Annotated in this window: 2 protein-coding genes; both read right to left on the reverse strand. The window is 50.8% G+C overall.

The annotated features are described in order from the left end of the window. Positions 1-228: 228 nt before the first annotated feature. Positions 229-837, reverse strand: coding sequence for a hypothetical protein (locus Q0482_RS01190; RefSeq protein ID WP_299142374.1), 609 nt, complete (start codon positions 835-837; stop codon positions 229-231). Between the two features lie 61 nt (positions 838-898). Beyond that, positions 899-2,533: an AAA family ATPase gene (locus tag Q0482_RS01195; protein WP_299142376.1), complete on the reverse strand. Its 1,635-nt coding sequence runs from the start codon at positions 2,531-2,533 to the stop codon at positions 899-901. Positions 2,534-2,898: the final 365 nt, after the last annotated feature.

Consider the following 2,898-nt stretch of genomic DNA (forward strand, 5'->3'; position numbering starts at 1 on the left):
GACCACGTCAGTGGTGGAAGGGGGGGAGGCCGCCGCAGGCGGCCGGGGCTGTGAAAAAATGTTCAATCATTTCTTCACAACCTCTTTTTTGCTGCTTTGCATCTTGCCGAAGAACTCTTCAGAAATACATTTTCCTGTAACATTCTGATACCTGCTCTCCTTATTTCCTTCCATGCTGCAGGCGTGTCATGGACAGCGTCCCCACCTTACTACATATCCATATAGTTCTCATTTGGATCCAGGATAAATGCTCACAAACTGACCATTGGAATCTCTCACTACATGGCCGACATCATACTGTCTACCTGTATTAGCAGTATTATAAGTTTCTTTTCCCGACCCGTTGTGGATTCCCTCATGAATATTTATTTTCGTCAGATATTCTTTATCGCCGGGTTTGGCATTCTTTAACTGGCTGAAGGTCACGCCGCCATTATCACTGGCCGAATAATAGGTAACTACTGTTGTGCCGGGAGAGAATATCCTCACATACCAGCCGTCCCCTTCTTTGGTCTGTATATTGAGCTTCCTGGCCAGCTCCTGTCCTTCTTTACTGTCGAAAGCAATATCTTTTACCGCTCCCCCAGCCGGTTTCTCCAGAATATCCGACGAGCCGCCGTACCGCTCATCAAACAGCCGCTTGATAATATCATCCGCAGTCGCTGCCACCGGAAGTTTTTCCTTTCCCACTTCTTCCAGGAGATTACCGGCATTGTTAAAAACAGCAGAGATATGATCTCCTATGCCCACGTGGGCATAGAGGCCGAAGCCGATGCCCACAACAACAGCCAGCATCAGTGCGTATTCGATGATATCCTGCCCTTTTTGTTTTCTCATGTCAATCAGCTCCTTTATGAAAGGGATTCCCAAAAAAGAATATAAACGCAGCTACCCGGTTTTACTCCTCACCATCCCCGTACCGCACGGCGGCCTCTATGACTCTGGCAAAGGCCGGCGGTATCAGTTCTTTGGTAAGGCTTCTTCCCAGGGATCGTCCTATAATGACACCCTTATTTCCATAAAGCCAGGCGAAATAGTAAAATTCCAGGGCTTCCCGATTTCTTGGATTGATATTTTTCAGCTTCACCGGAGGATAGTAGCCCTTAGGCAGGCCCAGTTTGGCGCCTGCTTTTTTAATAAGTGACGTGTTCACCGCATCCCCGGCGTCCTCCATGTCACCGATGACCTGATCCAGCGCCTTCCTGCCCCGGTGGGCCAGACAGGACTTCACCACGTCCATTTCATAGCAGATGAAATCGGTGAAGAATACATAGGGCGACTGCCTGGTGGTACCCATGACGTCCCGGTCATAGAGGCACACTGCGGGAATGTGGAAGCGGCGCACCAGCTGGGCAATCTTTGAAATGGAACTTTCGCCCCGGGCATTGATGAGGCAGATGCCGTGATAGTCAAAATTCACTCCCAGTGTCTTGGCAAAGTAGCCAAAGGAACCGTACTCCGTCTCCCCTTCCACCAGGATGGTGCACTTGGAGTAGAGCGCTTCCTTCACTTCCGGAAAATGCATGATCAGGTGCTTTTCGATTTCCCGGTCAAAATGGAAGGAAGAACCGCAGGCCGCCTGCACCTTTTTCTTATCATCCCAGTAAATGCGGATAATCTGCCGGTAGTCGTTCACCAGGGAATCGGTGGAATGGGTAACTACGAAGAGCTGTCCGTTCAGTCCGTCCACCCCCAGAATGGTCTGCACCATTTTCAGGAAAAAGGGCTCCTCATTGCTCAGGATGGAGCGGCAGAACGCCAGCATGGCCCGCTGCAGATAGGGATGAAGGTGAAGTTCCGGTTCATCGATGCTCACCGTCACCGGCAGAAACCGGCGTCCCCTGCTGTCGGTGATAATCATATTTTCAAAGGAAATGGCCTTGCTTTCCTTCTTCTTCATCATTTTGATAAGAAGGGAAGTGCCCACTGCAATCATCAGCTTCATGGTGGAGTCATAGGACGTGCCGATGGCAATGGAGCGGAAAATTTCATTGAAAAGAACAAGCGTAGCCTTGCGGGCGTCCTCTCTGGGCAGGGATAGATGAAATCCCCGGCTGTTCAAAAGAGACTCCACCTCTTCGATAACCTCCGGCCCGCCGGACAGATACTCCTCAAAAATAGAAACGGTTCTGGCAATGTCCCCTTCGGAAATCATTTTCCTGGGCACCTCGTCCAGCGCAAAGTCGATATAAAAGAGGCATCGCGTATACTCCAGAGGCAGCTCCTCCCCATTGTCCAGATTATAAAGACGGGGCACCACCTCCCGCACACACTGGCGAAGCTCCAGATGGGCCGTATCCTTCAGCCCGTCATCCTCGGAGGACAGGGTAAGCCGTATCCGGATAGGCTGATCCGTATCCAGGAAATCATTCTCCCTGAAGCCGTATCCATGGGTAAGAGTTTTCAGCAGGGTAAGAAAATTACTTTTCCCGATATTATTATCCCCTACGATATAATTCACCCGGCTGTCAAAGTGAAGCTCCACATGACGAAACGTGCGGTAATTCTCCACCAGCATATGGGATATAAACATAGCTCCGCCTCCTTTGCCTTTTTCCTTATTATACCATGGCAGGAGGGTATGAAACAGGAGGTTCAGAGCCCGAAAGGTTCTTATAAAACCGCGGTCAGGCCGCTGCGCGGCCAAGGTTCAGAGGGTTCAGAGGGTGCGGGGGGTTCAAAGGGTTCAAAGGGTTCAGAGGGTTCAGAGGGTTCAGAGGGTTCAGAGGGTTCAGAGGGTTCAGAGGGTTGTGGATTGGGGCTGTGAAAAAATGTAAATCATTTTTTCACAGCCCCTTTTTGATATCAGCTGCCGCAGGCAGCTGACCCCTTCCGGCTCGCTACGCTCGCCACCCACCCCTGAAACAGGGGTGGGCAAGGGATGTAGTGACGCGGTTC

Origin of the sequence: uncultured Dialister sp., assembly GCF_937959425.1 — a bacterium.
Taxonomy (GTDB): domain Bacteria; phylum Bacillota; class Negativicutes; order Veillonellales; family Dialisteraceae; genus Dialister.

What these genes read in the sequence shown, in the direction of transcription:
- Q0482_RS01190 (WP_299142374.1), bottom strand. Translation starts at nt 837, where the DNA reads ATGAGAAAACAAAAAGGGCAGGATATCATCGAATACGCACTGATGCTG.
- Q0482_RS01195 (WP_299142376.1), bottom strand. Translation starts at nt 2,533, where the DNA reads ATGTTTATATCCCATATGCTGGTGGAGAATTACCGCACGTTTCGTCAT.